At 59.3% G+C, this 12,126-nt stretch carries 13 protein-coding genes; 5 read left to right on the plus strand and 8 right to left on the minus strand.

All coding sequences use genetic code 11. From position 1 onward, the window contains the following. Positions 1-11: 11 nt before the first annotated feature. The 8 genes from ACVWZM_RS08060 to ACVWZM_RS08095 all read right to left on the minus strand — a co-directional run bounded on the left by ACVWZM_RS08060 (position 12) and on the right by ACVWZM_RS08095 (position 6,573). Positions 12-512: a FixH family protein gene (locus ACVWZM_RS08060; protein ID WP_456852449.1), complete on the minus strand. Its 501-nt coding sequence runs from the start codon at positions 510-512 to the stop codon at positions 12-14. A 23-nt stretch (positions 513-535) separates the two neighbouring features. Then, positions 536-2,005 carry a cytochrome c oxidase accessory protein CcoG gene (ccoG, locus tag ACVWZM_RS08065; protein WP_456852451.1) on the minus strand — a complete coding sequence of 490 codons (1,470 nt, stop codon included), beginning with the start codon at positions 2,003-2,005 and terminating at the stop codon, positions 536-538. A 76-nt stretch (positions 2,006-2,081) separates the two neighbouring features. After that, entirely contained in the window at positions 2,082-2,954 is an 873-nt protein-coding gene (gene ccoP / locus ACVWZM_RS08070) for a cytochrome-c oxidase, cbb3-type subunit III (RefSeq protein ID WP_456852453.1), read from the minus strand. Positions 2,955-2,960: 6 nt separating this feature from the next. Beyond that, positions 2,961-3,125, minus strand: coding sequence for a cbb3-type cytochrome c oxidase subunit 3 (locus ACVWZM_RS08075; RefSeq protein ID WP_253624292.1), 165 nt, complete (start codon positions 3,123-3,125; stop codon positions 2,961-2,963). Positions 3,126-3,136: 11 nt separating this feature from the next. Next, the gene (gene ccoO / locus ACVWZM_RS08080; protein ID WP_456852455.1) at positions 3,137-3,871 is read right to left on the minus strand and encodes a cytochrome-c oxidase, cbb3-type subunit II; all 735 of its coding nucleotides are present in this window, start codon (positions 3,869-3,871) and stop codon (positions 3,137-3,139) included. An 8-nt stretch (positions 3,872-3,879) separates the two neighbouring features. Further along, on the minus strand, positions 3,880-5,502 hold the full coding sequence (gene ccoN, locus ACVWZM_RS08085) for a cytochrome-c oxidase, cbb3-type subunit I (protein WP_456856637.1): 1,623 nt from the start codon (positions 5,500-5,502) through the stop codon (positions 3,880-3,882). A gap of 100 nt (positions 5,503-5,602) precedes the next feature. Beyond that, positions 5,603-5,941 (minus strand): hypothetical protein, encoded by a 339-nt coding sequence (locus tag ACVWZM_RS08090; protein WP_253624294.1) that lies wholly within the window; start codon positions 5,939-5,941, stop codon positions 5,603-5,605. Positions 5,942-6,345: 404 nt separating this feature from the next. Further along, on the minus strand, positions 6,346-6,573 hold the full coding sequence (locus ACVWZM_RS08095; RefSeq protein ID WP_229158196.1) for a hypothetical protein: 228 nt from the start codon (positions 6,571-6,573) through the stop codon (positions 6,346-6,348). A gap of 1,319 nt (positions 6,574-7,892) precedes the next feature. Between ACVWZM_RS08095 and ACVWZM_RS08100 the strand changes: the two genes are divergently transcribed. The 5 genes from ACVWZM_RS08100 (at position 7,893) to ACVWZM_RS08120 (ending at position 11,517) form a co-directional block, all read left to right on the plus strand. Beyond that, complete coding sequence (locus ACVWZM_RS08100; RefSeq protein WP_456852457.1) at positions 7,893-8,234, plus strand: hypothetical protein; 342 nt, start codon at positions 7,893-7,895, stop codon at positions 8,232-8,234. A gap of 2 nt (positions 8,235-8,236) precedes the next feature. After that, entirely contained in the window at positions 8,237-8,455 is a 219-nt protein-coding gene (locus tag ACVWZM_RS08105) for a hypothetical protein (RefSeq protein ID WP_256520875.1), read from the plus strand. 109 nt (positions 8,456-8,564) lie between these two features. After that, positions 8,565-9,995: a PAS domain S-box protein gene (locus tag ACVWZM_RS08110; RefSeq protein WP_456852459.1), complete on the plus strand. Its 1,431-nt coding sequence runs from the start codon at positions 8,565-8,567 to the stop codon at positions 9,993-9,995. Next, positions 9,992-10,597 carry a response regulator FixJ gene (gene fixJ, locus ACVWZM_RS08115; protein WP_253624298.1) on the plus strand — a complete coding sequence of 202 codons (606 nt, stop codon included), beginning with the start codon at positions 9,992-9,994 and terminating at the stop codon, positions 10,595-10,597. The genes ACVWZM_RS08110 and fixJ overlap by 4 nt, the downstream gene beginning before the upstream one ends. 89 nt (positions 10,598-10,686) lie before the next feature. Continuing rightward, on the plus strand, positions 10,687-11,517 hold the full coding sequence (locus tag ACVWZM_RS08120) for a universal stress protein (protein ID WP_456852462.1): 831 nt from the start codon (positions 10,687-10,689) through the stop codon (positions 11,515-11,517). The last annotated feature ends 609 nt before the right edge of the window (positions 11,518-12,126 follow it).

Below are 12,126 nucleotides of genomic sequence, written 5' to 3' on the forward strand. Positions count from 1 at the left end.
CTCATGTGTCCTCAGTCCAAGACGATGCGATTTTTCGACAAAAACATGCGGCGGCCGTCAGCGCCGCCTTCGATCACGAGATCCCACCTTCCGACAGTGACCCCCGCGGCGTCTCCTCGGTAGGTTCCAGCACTGCGCTCAGCCACGTTGATCGCGAGATCGGCCCGGCGGTCCACCGGTCGCTCGAGCCGGGCCTCGAAATTCATTCCTACGAGAGGCGCGCCTGCGCGGTCGCGCGCCTCGATCGCAAGCACCGCCCGGCCGTCGAACTGCCGTTCCACATGTACCTGCACCTGCCAGCTTCGCTCGTTCTGGTCCCGCGCCGCCAGGATCTCGCGCTGATAGGCGAGGCTCGCGCTGTAGGCGCTGTCAACCTCAGTTCCTGGCAGCGTCGTGATGGCAAAGCGCATCATGATCAAATTGGCGCCAATCACGACCGAGAAGAAAGCCAGTATGGCGATCAGGACAAAGCGTCCGGTAATGGGCCGTGCGACTGGAGTTGATGCGGTCATTGGCAAGATCTCGTCAGTAATTCTTAGGGGAAGACGAAGTGGTCCGTTGCGGTGGCGACCTCTCCGAGGCCAATGTCGGTGACCCGAAATGTCACCGGCATCGACCGTTCCGGCGTGTCGTCGGCCGGCGCGGTCACCAATAAGCGGAGTTCTGTCGTGGTATCGCGAGCCAAGACAATCGTCGGTCGTTCCACGGTCACAGAATCTACGCCGACGACGTGGACGGACGTTTGGGGCGGTCCATCGATGTCGATCGCAATGACGCGGTCGAACGCGAGTTTGTTAAGCAAGCGTACCGTGTAGCCGTTGCGAATGGAACCATCGCTGAGCCTGACCGCTATCGGATTACGATCGTGCAGCACGTTGACGTCGAGCAGTGTTCTGGACAACACCCCATAAAGCATCATCGCACAGACGACCGAGATCAAAGACGCATATACGATCGTCCGCGGGCGTACCGGCTTGAACACCTCCGACTTGCCTTCCATTCGGCGCCTGATATTGATGTCGTTGTCGTAACCAATCAGGCGACTTGCGCGCCCGATCTTCTTCATGACGGCATCGCAGGCGTCGATGCATAGCCCGCACTGGATGCAGCCGAGCTGGGCGCCGTTGCGAATGTCGACGCCGGTCGGACAGACCGCCGCGCATTGATTGCAATCGATGCAGTCTCCAATCTTTTCGCCCCGCGCGCGCAGATCGAATGACTTCTTCAACGAGCAGCGCTGTTCGCCGCGATCGTACTTGTAGGTGACATTGAGTGCCCACTCGTCGGTGAGCGCGGCCTGGATGCGCGGCCAGGGGCACATATACACGCAAACCTGTTCGCGCATGTAGCCGGCCAACAGGTACGTCGTAGCGGTCAGGATCCCGATCCAGATATAGGCGATCGCGGGCGCCTGAAATGTCGCCAGATCGCGCACCAATGTATGCGCGTCGGCGAAGTAGAGCACCCAGGCACCACCGGTCCACCAAGCGATCATCAACCAGACCGCGTGCTTTAGCACGCGCTTTGCCGCCCGCCCCACTGTCATCGGGCGTGCGGCGGCCCTCAGTCGGTCGCGACGATCGCCCTCGATCCAACGCTCTACCGCATAGAACAGATCGGTCCATGCCGTTTGCGGACAGAGATAGCCGCACCAAATACGTCCGCCCAGCGCGTTCATCAAGAATAGTGCCAGCGCGGCAAGCACGAGCAGCCCGGTGAAGTAATAAAGCTCCTGCGGCCACAACTCGATGAAGAAAACGTAGAACCGCCGGTTCGGGAAATCGAGCAACACCGCCTGGTCAGGAACGCTTAAGCCACGACGCCAACGCACGAACGGCAGCAAATAGTAGATGCCCAGACACACCACCATCAGCCGCCATTTGATCGTGCGGAAAGTGCCGCAGACGCTCTGCGGCTGGACCTTCTTATGAGTTGTATAGAGAGGCCCGTCTTCGCCGATCGGCGGGTTATCGCGCGCACCAGTCTTGTTCAGGGCTAGCTTCATGGCCGACCTTACATCTGGCACGGGTGACTGATTTAGAGCCTCGTCGATGGGCCGGTGGCTTCTCGGCTCATCTCACCTATTGTCCGCCACCGAGCGAGTGCACATAGACCGCAAGTGCCTTGATCGTGATGGAATCGAACCGCCCGCTCCAGGCCGGCATGATGCCCCCACGGCCATAGCTGATCGTCTCGATCAGCGTCTCCTCGTCCGAGCCGTACAACCAAATGTGGTCCGTCAGATTCGGCGCGCCGAGCTCATGGTTGCCTTTGGCGTTCTCGCCATGACAGACCGCACAATTGTCGGCAAAGATCCTTGTGCCGGCCGCGGCATCGAAATTGCCGACTGTTGACAGGCCGGACAGCGATCGCACGTAATTCGCTACTGTGGCGATCTCATCTTTCCTGAGGATGCCGTCGCGGCCGAAGGCCAGCATTTGCCCCTCATGAGCCTGGGCGTGCCCGGACCGTGCGCCGAACTGGATGGTCCGCTGGATCTGATCGAGCGATCCGCCCCACAACCAGTCATCGTCGTTGAGATTGGGATAACCCTTGGCACCTGCGCCGCCGCTGCCATGGCATGGCGCGCAATTGTCTGCGAACACCGTCTTGCCCCGGGCACGGGCCAGTGCCAGCAGGGCCGGATCCGTCTCGATCTCTGTCAGAGACGCTTTGCCGAGAACCGCCATCTTCTCGCCCCGCAGCCTCTCGAGCCCGGCAAGATCGTTGACGATACTCGCGCGGGTCGAATGTTGAAATACGCCGGTCGTGTAGCTGGAGAGGAGCGGCCAGGCCGGATAGACGACCCAATAACCGATCGCCCAAAGGATGGTGGCGTAGAAGGTCGAGATCCACCAGCGCGGCAGCGGCGTGTTGAGCTCCTTTATGCCATCCCATTCGTGTCCCGTCGTGGAGCGGCCGGAGATCCGATCGAAGTCGTTGCGGTCAGTCATGGTCTGTCAATCCCGGCACAGCGGCATGCGCGCCGCAGAGTCAAAACGCCGCCTATTGCCGGGCCACAGCGCATAAACAACAATGGCCATGAAGATGCCGACAAACAACGGCGTCCAGAGGCTCACGACGAAGCTTGACGCCAGGTTCTCGATGGAAATGACGGCTTTCATCACAGGATCCTTCAGCGCAGATTGGCTTTTTCGTCGTAGAGCTTGAAATCGATCAGCGTTCCGAGCATCTGCAGGTAGGCGATGAGCGCATCGAGTTCGGTCGGATTGCCAACGCTTCCGTCGAAATTGCGCACAGCTGCCTTCGGATAGCGTTTCTGGAACGAGGCGAGGTCCGCGCTGTCAGGATCGAGTTGGGCCTTCAAGTCAGTGACCGCGTTCTTGATCTGATCTTCGGTATAGGGGACACCGACCACCCGGTTGGTGCGCAGATGTGCAGCCACGTCGGTCAGGTCGAGCTCGGTGCGCGCCAGCGTCGGGTATCCGGGCATGACCGACCGCGGGACGATGGCCCGCGGATTGGTCAGATGCGTGACGTGCCATTCATCGGAGTATTTCGCGCCGACACGCGCGAGGTCCGGGCCGGTACGCTTCGAGCCCCATTGAAACGGGTGATCATACATGCTCTCGGCGGCCAGCGAGTAATGTCCGTAGCGCTCGACCTCGTCACGCAATGGCCGGATCATCTGCGAGTGGCACACATAGCAGCCTTCGCGTATGTAGATGTTGCGGCCCGCAAGCTCAAGCGGGGTATACGGTCGTACGCCATCCACGGCCTCGATCGTACTTTTGAGGTAGAACAGCGGCGTGATCTCGACCAGCCCGCCGATCGCGATCACGGCAAGGATGCCTGCGATCAGGATGATCGAGTTCTTCTCAAAGATCTTGTGTCGGTTCCAAAGAGACATGCGATGACCTATTCCGCGACTTGGAGCGCTCCAGTGTCCTGGATTTGATCGGTTTGCTTTGCATTCACGGTCATCCAGAGATTGGCGGCCATGATCAGCGCTCCAATCAGGAACATTGCGCCTCCCGCGGCGCGGATGATGTAGAAGGGATGCATAGCCTCGACCGACTCGATGAACGAGTATTCGAGGAAACCTAGCGGGGTATAGGCGCGCCACATCAGGCCTTGCAGGACACCAGACACCCACATCGCCGAGATGTAGAGCACGATCCCGATCGAGGCGATCCAGAAGTGCCAGTTGACGAGCTTGAGGCTGTACAGCTCGCGCTTCCAAAGCCAGGGAACCAGGCAATAGAGCGCACCGAACGATACAAAACCGACCCAGCCCAGCGCACCGGAATGCACGTGGCCGACCGTCCAGTCGGTGTAATGACTGAGCGAGTTGACCACCTTGATTGCCATGGTGGGGCCCTCGAACGTCGACATGCCATAAAAGGCCACCGAGACCACGAGCATGCGGAGCACCGGGTCAGTGCGCAGCTTGTCCCACGCACCCGAGAGCGTCATCAGGCCGTTGATCATGCCGCCCCATGAGGGCATCCACAGCATGATCGAGAACGTCATGCCGAGGGTCTGCGTCCAATCCGGCAGCGCGGTGTAATGTAGATGGTGAGGGCCGGCCCAGATGTAGAGGAAGATCAGCGCCCAGAAGTGGATGATCGAGAGGCGGTAGGAATAGACCGGGCGCTCGGCTCTTTTCGGAATGAAATAGTACATGATGGCCAGAAAGCCGGCGGTCAGGAAGAAACCGACCGCGTTGTGGCCGTACCACCACTGAAACATGGCGTCCTGCACACCGCCCCAGGCGATGTAGGATTTCGAACCGAACACGGAGACCGGTAATGCGGGATTGTTGCCGAGGTGGAGCACCGCAATGGTGACGATAAAAGCGAGATAGAACCAGTTGGCGACGAAAATGTGCGGCTCCTTCCTTTTCACCAATGTCGCCAGGAACACGATGAGATAAGTGACCCAGACGATGGTGAGCCAGAGATCGGCGTACCATTCGGGCTCGGCGTATTCCTTTGACTGGGTGGCGCCGAACAGATAGCCGGTGCCCGCGATCAGGATGAAAAAATTATAGCCAACTACCACGAACCACGGCGCAAGATCGCCGGCGAGGCGCGTGCGGCAGGTTTTCTGCACGACGTAGAAGGAGGTCGCGATGAGCACGTTTCCGCCGAACGCAAAGATCACGGCCGACGTATGCAGCGGGCGGAGTCGGCCGAAGCTCGTCCAAGGCAGATCGAAATTCAGTGTGGGCCACGCAAGTTGCGAGGCGATAAAAACGCCGACCGAGAAGCCTGCGATACCCCAGAACATCGCCATCACTGAGGCGAATTTGATCGGAGCGAGATTGTAATTCGGCCGGCCTTTGATCTGCGCCGGTGGCAAATGCGCCGGGCGTTCATAGTACCGATTGAGGATGACGGCTGCGGCCGCCAGACTTGCGGCAGACGAGATCAATGCGTGGAACGTAAACGCAGGATCGCGCCCCATCGCCCCCGCGAAAAAGCAAACGTAGGCAGAAACAGCGAATACCGAGAATAGGCCTGCTTCACCCATAGTCATGGATTTCGAGGCGAGGGGTGGGCTTTTCATGTCTTGGCCTTCTTTGAAAGCGGGCTTGCCAGGAGATCACATTTTCCGGGGACGGGGCGATCGAGCGCGATCAATCGTCAAAACGGCGCGGAGCGCTGCCGATCTCACGCGCGAGCGCGCGCAGAGTATGTTCGTTCGGGCAGTCTTTGAGGGGATCTACAGACTTATACCGCTCGAGGTCGGCGGCGCAGCGGATCTTGGTCTGACACAGGCCGCATACCCGCTGCAAATCGCGCAACACGTCTCCATGGCGGGAGGCTAGCGCATTCTCGGAAAAGCCGGCAAGTGCGAGGCGCTTGCTTAAGGGTTCAGGATAGCCCGGACTTTGCGCCATCTTTCGAAAGTCGGACGTGGACAGATTAAGTTCACGTGCGATCGCGTCGATGTCCTGCGCGCTCAAATAGGCCAACTCGGCTGTCCGGGACAGGTTGGCTCGTAACCGGGTGAGCAGATTCTTGAACCCCCAAGGGCGACCGACATATCCAGATTGGCTAACCATGTGTCATACCCCTCAAAGCAGCCATAGCTGCCGGCGGCAGACTTGTTTTTGACATGCATCAAATAAGGCGCATCTGTAGGAGAAAATCGTCGATCCGGATCGCTCCTGCCGGACGGCGATGCGCTGCGAGCCCGCAGAAATGCAGGCCAGCAAATGTCGGGCGAGGTCTACCAGTGTGTCACGGACAAGAGGGCCGCCTGCTCAATTGGCGGCAGCATCGCTGAGCTGTTCTCTCGATCGACGCTCGGGAAGACGTTTTGTAAGTCTCGTCTGGATTCTCCACGATCAGAATTCGCGGACTTCCCTAGCCGAGCTCAACCACCCCATGCCGGGGGCAATGCAGGCGGGGTTCGAAGCTCCATCGCATCGGCGAAGATGGTCCAATCACGGACACCTTTTTGCTTGCAGAAATCGGTTTCTGCCTGCTGTGCAGCAGCACTCAGCGAGGCTGCATGCACCCGGAACGCCGCCTGACAGGCACGATGCTCGTGACCGGTATCGTCACAAACGGTTTTGATGAACCGAACGTTAAATGAAGGCATGATACCCTATTCCTGTGCGTTTTCTTATCTCGCATTCTGCCAGCCGCGCCAGGCGAGTGTTTGATTTGTCTCAAGCAGCACCCAAAAAGATCTCGCTCCATCGAGATAAGGTCGAGAGTGATGCGAGTGCTCTTTCGCCCCGAAGAAGCTGCAAATCACCAAACGTCCAGGTTTGGCGGATCACATTGGTTGAGTTGCTCAGCAACAGTAGCTTCTCGTCTTCTCACGCCTTGGGCCGGCAGAGTTAAGGCGCTGATCCAGAAAATTCTCATGAGACGGTTGGGAGCAGAATGAACCGTTACGCCCGCGTTGGCGATCATCGATCAATTCCAACTTCAGCCGCCGGCAATGGAAGTTTGTGACGCCGGGCAGTGTCACAAAGCATTCCCGACAGCTCTGGCTGATTGCCGGGCAGCGGGCAATGGCATTTCTGACCAGCGCCGGCGGCCGAGGACTACCGGCGGCGAGAATTGCCCGCACGTGAGCAAATGAGGCGAACCGGCCTCATCTCGCTCCTGATGGTCCACCCTGCCGCCGCAACGGCAAAGCCAATGATCAGGCTAGCCGCAGCCAAGGTTTCGATAAGCCCAAGGTTGAAGACTTCGGCGCCGTAGCCGATCGCTGCGATCAGCGCGGGCAAGACCAACGACAATGTAAGGCGAGCAATCAACTTACCATCTCCTTCGCGACTCTCGCAGCTCAATGACGCGGGTTGTCATGGTGCAATGCCCGTGCGCTGCGCAGCCTCAACATTTGCACATTGCGCGTCCTGCATTTTGATTTCCATCAAACTCGCTACACGCTGGCGATTGTGTCGATCGACGCGCGGCTCTGCCGAATGACTCGATTTAGTGCGTGCGACCGGCAACGCACTGGTAGTGGCCGCTCGCCCTCGCCCCGTTTCTAAACGCGCATCAGCTTCTTTTTGACCTGCATCAATACAGCGGTGGCGGCTTGCGGATAGAAACGACCTTCCAGTCAAGCTTAGACACATGGCAGATAGAAAGCCTTGGCGCCCGATGATCTTTTCGTATCCAGGTACCAGCGAGTGGGCTCAAGCACTGCTGCCGGACGCACCCGACCCGGCTGCACCCGGTCACCTGCGCCGCGTGTGATGCAAGCCACGTCATCGACTCGCGGATCGGCGCGGTGCTCGGACCGAGCGCAGCTGGCCCATCCGAATGCCATCAAGCGAATTCCGGCGTCATACCGTACCCGCACGGACACGCCGCCAGACTCGCAAGAGCGCGCTGGAGGGCATCAAGAATCCACGCCCCACGTTGAATTCGTGGGACGGGGAGACTTCCGACGGACAAAGGATGTTCGACATGATAGACCACGGCGACAAATGTCCCGCCGCGGGCACGCTTGCGGGAACGGCAGTCCACTCCAGCTGCAGTACAACAGTAATCAACACCAACCGGCGCTGGCTTGAACTGGTCCGGTTCGATTCGACCGGATCCCGGGAACTGCTTCGCAGCCCTAATACTTCGGTCGGCGATCGGATCACGTCCCAGCACGACAGGATCGGCGACGCTCCGCCCCAAAGCATCCGGACCGCAACTGGCGTGATCGAGATGCGCCGCTTGGGCGAGATCAGACTGAGCCTGCTGGCGCAGCGGCCGAGCGATCTCGCCCGTAGTATTCGAAAGGTTGCCTGATTTTGTCAGCCAGCGGCGATGAACACCGTACAGGATCTGTGACGTGGGAACGCATTGAAACGGCGCCCTTTGACCGGGAGCTGGAGATCGCGGTGATCGAGGGTAATACCATTCACCGGTTGGTCTTTCCTTGCCGCCGGATCTTCGGCGGCTGGATCAAGGCCATGACCGGAGAGCACGTCGCTGTGCAGCCCACGCACTGGCGCATCTGGCCGAGATAGCGGCGGCCGCCCTGCACAATAGGTAGCGCAACGAAACGCGGCTGCATCCGGTCGCCTCACATAGACAAACTATGTACAGTCGATCGATGAGAGGGGTTTGCCGGGAAACATGTCGAACCACATCTGGTACCGCTATGGCACAGCCGCGGCGGGCGCCGCGCTGGCGCTCGTGCTTCGTGCGGCGCTGGATCCGTATCTTCAGGACCGCACGTTCACGATCATCTACCTTCCAGTCATCGTTTTTGCCGCTTTCGCTGGTGGCCGCGGACCGGCCATCTTCGCTACGCTGCTCTGCCTCACCATCAGCGCGGCATGTCTTGGGAACAACCTCATCTCCGATTCCGCAAACATGATCGATATAGCCGGGCTCGCGGTACTTGGCCCCCTGCTCGGCTTCATGGGCGATCGGCTGCGGCGAGAATCAGAGCAGGCGCGGTACCGGCAAGCCCATCTGCAGTCGATCCTGGACACCCTGCCGGAAGCCATGATCGTGATTGACGAGAAGGGAATCATTCGATCGTTCAGCGCCGCGGCAGTGCGTTTATTCGGATTGTCTCCAGACGAAGTGGTCGGAGCGAATGTATCCAGGTTGATGCCGCAGCCCTACCGCGCCGAGCATGACCGCTACATTGAACGCTATCTGACTACCGGAGAGCGGCGCATTATCGGCCTCGGCCGTATTGTGGTCGGCGAGCGAAGCGACGGCTCGACCTTTCCGATGGAGCTTGCCGTCGGTGAGGCCAAGGTGCGCGGTGAACGATTCTTTACCGGTTTCATCCGAGACCTCACCGAACGACGAGCGCAAGAACGCCGATTGCAGGAACTACAGTCTGAGCTCGTGCACGTCTCACGGTTGACCGCCATGGGTGAGATGGCCTCGTCTATTGCCCACGAGATCAACCAACCGCTCTCCGCAATCACAAACTACATGCGCGGCGCCGAGACGCTGCTGGCGTCAGACAAGCCGAATGCCAACCGTATTGGTGATGCCATCGAACATGCTGTCCAGCAAGCTCTGCGTGCCGGCGATATCATCAAGCGCCTGCGGGAATTCGTTGCCAAAGGCGAGACGGAGCACACAACGGAGAATCCGCTCACCCTGCTTGAAGAGGCGGTCGCTCTGGCCTTGCTCGGCGCCAAGGAGCAAGGCGTGCGGGTGACGATCCGCGGCGATCGCGATCTGCCATCGATGATCGTGGACAAGATCCAGATCCAGCAGGTCGCGCTGAACCTGATACGAAACGCGATCGAGGCGATGGCATCCAGCCCACGTCGCGAATTGACCGTCGGAGTTGCCAAAGTCGATGGCCTCGCCAGGTTTACCGTCGCCGATACCGGCTCTGGCATCAGTCCTGATATCGCCGACCGCCTGTTCCAGCCCTTTGTCACGACCAAAGAGCATGGCATGGGTGTTGGACTATCAATCTGCCGGACGATCATCGAGTCCCATGGCGGCCACATCGTTGTAGAAGCCAATCCGGGCGGCGGCACGGTCTTTCAGTTTACGCTACCATTCGCGGAGGGTAATGAAGAAGCATGACCATGCGGCGCATTCTTGTGATCGACGATGACGCCGCGATGCGGGACTCGCTCGCGTTTCTGCTTGATGTTAGAGGCTTCTGCGTGGCAACCTATGAGACGGCGAGCGGCTTTCTCGGTGACACCGCGAGCGGTCCGGTTGACTGCATTGTGTCGGACATCCGCATGCCGGGCATGAGCGGTCTGGAACTGGTCCGCAAACTGAAGGCCGATCGCGCCGACTGTCCCGTCATTCTGATAACCGGTCATGGCGACGTAACGCTGGCAGTCGAAGCGATGAAAGCGGGTGCGGTCGACTTCATCGAGAAGCCCTTCGAAGACGAGGTGCTATTGCGTGCGATCAATAACGCCTTGGAAGCAAGGCCAATCAAGCCAGCGGACGATGTGGCGAAACTGCAGGCCGAAGCCCGCCTGGCAGACCTCTCCTCGCGCGAGCGTGATGTCCTGCAGGGACTACTGGCCGGCAAGATCAACAAGGTGATCGCCCATGATCTTGGTATCAGCCCAAGAACGGTCGAGGTTTACCGGGCGAACGTCATGGCAAAGACCAATGTTCGCAGCATGTCCGAATTGATGCGAATAGCCATCGCCGCCGGACTCTAGCAACATCGCAAGCGGCGGCATATGAAGCGGATCAAATGCGGGCTCGGATTGTGCTCCGAGGCAGCGGGTCTTGACTCCGGAGAACTACAATGCTCGGGAATATACTGGTTCACCTTCCGACGGAGCTCCCGGTCCGGGCTGCAATCAACGGGTCGATTTCCTTCGCACTGAGCACCGGCGCGCATCTTGACGTTGTAGCCATCGGTTACGAGAGGACCATCATTCCGCTTCTTGCAATCGGCGTAACGGCCGTCACTTCTGTCTTCGACGACGAGCAGGCGCGCGCGTTGGACCGAGCCGAAGCGGCACTTCATATCTTCGATCTGCAGGCACGGAATGCCGGCATTTCCTATACGAGTCGCGCGCTGAGCGCGCTTCCAACAGACGCGCGCCGGATCATCTGCGCGAGCGCGCGAGTCCACGACATGACCATCGTCACACAGCCTCAGAGCGGCTACGATAGTTACGATAATCTGATACCCAGGAAGATCCTTTGCCAGGCTGGTCGACCTGTTCTGTACCTGCCACATATCTTCCACGGCGCTTTTTCGATCAGACGGGTGGGGATTTGCTGGGACGGCAGCCGCCGTGCGGCCCGCGCGTTGCACGATGCGATGCCATTTTTGTGTAAAGCCGATGCCCTCACCATCATAGCGACCACCGCTCCGGACAAGGTTCCGGCAGAAAGTTCCACCGCCTGTCTGGGAGAGTACCTTGCGAAATCAGGACTTCCTGCGAAAGTCGTCTCACTTCCGACATCCCAGGCAGCGCAGCGTGCCCTCGTATCGCTTACGACCGACGAGAGCCTCGACCTTCTGGTGATGGGAGGATACGGCCGCCCTCGGCTGCAGGATAGGCTGCTCGGCGCCGCGGGGCATATGCTTCGCGGGATCAACATCCCGGTCCTGATGTCACACTGAGGGCAAGACCGTACGGGCGGCATGTCGCCAAATCCGCTAGGATGCCATCAAGATGCTGTCGCGATCGCGTCACCGGCGTCCGACGATGCCCGAGTTCAACATCAGGCTAGATCACGATTTTCCTTTGGTTTCTAAAATTGCTGGAGTGCAGCAGAGCCGGCTGTTGAGCCAGGTCAATATGTCGCGCGAGCCCAGCTCTATGATTCAGCTTCCAACTCGGACCACATGAAATAGCGACCCGGCCGTCGTCCACGTCGACGTCCCAATGACCCCGCCTCGTCACTCCGCGGCCGACCCGGGCTGACCAGGATCAGAGGCATGATTTGCGAAGGAGACTTCGGCGGGCTGAAAGTGACGGTGGACGACTGCTCTTGGATCTCTTCACCTGTGCGGCCGTGCGCTTTCGATTGTTTCCGTGGCGGGCGACCAAGTCAGCATACAGCTTCCGATCCAAAGCTGGCCCAGTCTGATTTGAGCATGTTCGAGTAATGGGGGACCCGCGTCGTTCAAGAGGATCTCATCATGAACTTACGTGTAAATACCTAGTGGCTTCTACTTAGGTAAAATATCCAGATTTCACAGTTCGTCAGGAGCGACCAATCTGCGTCA

The organism is Bradyrhizobium sp. USDA 4501, assembly GCF_054062115.1.